Origin of the sequence: Okeania hirsuta (assembly GCF_003838195.1) — a bacterium.
GTDB classification, from domain to species: domain Bacteria; phylum Cyanobacteriota; class Cyanobacteriia; order Cyanobacteriales; family Microcoleaceae; genus Okeania; species Okeania hirsuta.
On sequence record NZ_RCBY01000609.1, the window covers coordinates 1 to 1146 of the forward strand.

General features: G+C 34.7%; 1 protein-coding gene and 1 pseudogene. One reads left to right on the forward strand and one right to left on the reverse strand.

The genetic code is table 11. The features are described 5' to 3' along the window. Window positions 1–34: 34 nt before the first annotated feature. Window positions 35–460: pseudogene (locus D5R40_RS33195) on the reverse strand (folate/biopterin family MFS transporter); the annotation flags it as partial. Here D5R40_RS33195 and D5R40_RS33200 point away from each other — a divergent pair. Further along, entirely contained in the window at window positions 420–653 is a 234-nt protein-coding gene (locus D5R40_RS33200) for a hypothetical protein (RefSeq protein ID WP_124155904.1), read from the forward strand. The pseudogene D5R40_RS33195 and the gene D5R40_RS33200 sit on opposite strands and share 41 nt — an antisense overlap. Window positions 654–1146: the final 493 nt, after the last annotated feature.

Consider the following 1146-nt stretch of genomic DNA (forward strand, 5'->3'; position numbering starts at 1 on the left):
ACATGATATTACACCTACGACCTACCACCTATTTTTAGTTTTGAGAGTTTTTACTACTAGGAGTTGGTACCATTTCTGGTAAATATTCTGGTAAAAAATTATCTCTACCAACTTCAGAGCTAATAGAATTCAGCTCTAATACTGATAGAGAATTAATATTTTCATTTTCCTCCATTTGAGCATTAGCTGCTGGTAACCAATTTAGTAAAAATAATGGCAATAAGGTAGATAGGTTAGTGATAACTATTAACAACCACAAATTATCAAAATTTGTCTCTGTAACTTCTAACCAATGCATTAACAATGCACCTCCTTCATGGGAGATAAGTCCAGCTAAATTATAGATAGACATTAATAAAGCAAATAGAGTTGCTTCTACTCCTGGTGGGCAAAGTCTAGCAGCTAAAACTAATACAGGCATGAAAGCAATTTCTCCCATTACTGTTAGCACTAAACTATCTACCTTATTGCCATTATTTTTACTAAATTGGTTACCAGCAGCTAATGCTCAAATGGAGGAAAATGAAAATATTAATTCTCTATCAGTATTAGAGCTGAATTCTATTAGCTCTGAAGTTGGTAGAGATAATTTTTTACCAGAATATTTACCAGAAATGGTACCAACTCCTAGTAGTAAAAACTCTCAAAACTAAAAATAGGTGGTAGGTCGTAGGTGTAATATCATGTGCGGTTGAATACTTATCAATATAGCGCTGTGCGCAGGCAACAGGCAACAGGCAACAGGCAACAGGGGGAATAAAAAACCGATAATATAAGGCTTTTAGCTATTGGACAGTTCTTGTAATTTGTAAATATCCCAGCGCACATTGCTATAACTAGGGGCGAAGACATTTTCGTCTGTACAGGGGAATAGGGAGTAGGGAGAATAAAGAGATTTGCCATGTATACACAGTTGGGTTTTTTTCATCACTAATTTCCGGACATGATATTATCCCTTTCTTTCTTAGGTGTGAAATTTTACTATTGCGTATGGCAAAACAGTAGTGAATAAATTTTTAGTTTCTGATTTGTAATTAAGTCAGATTTTTTCTGTGTTGAGCGATCGCCTTTGGTTTGGAGTCTATTTTGTGGGAAGGTGTGAAATTTTACTATTGCGTATGGCAAAACAGTAGTGAATAAATTTTT

Coding starts and splice junctions, on each gene's coding strand:
- D5R40_RS33200 (WP_124155904.1), top strand. CDS start 420: ATGAAAGCAATTTCTCCCATTACTGTTAGCACTAAACTATCTACCTTA.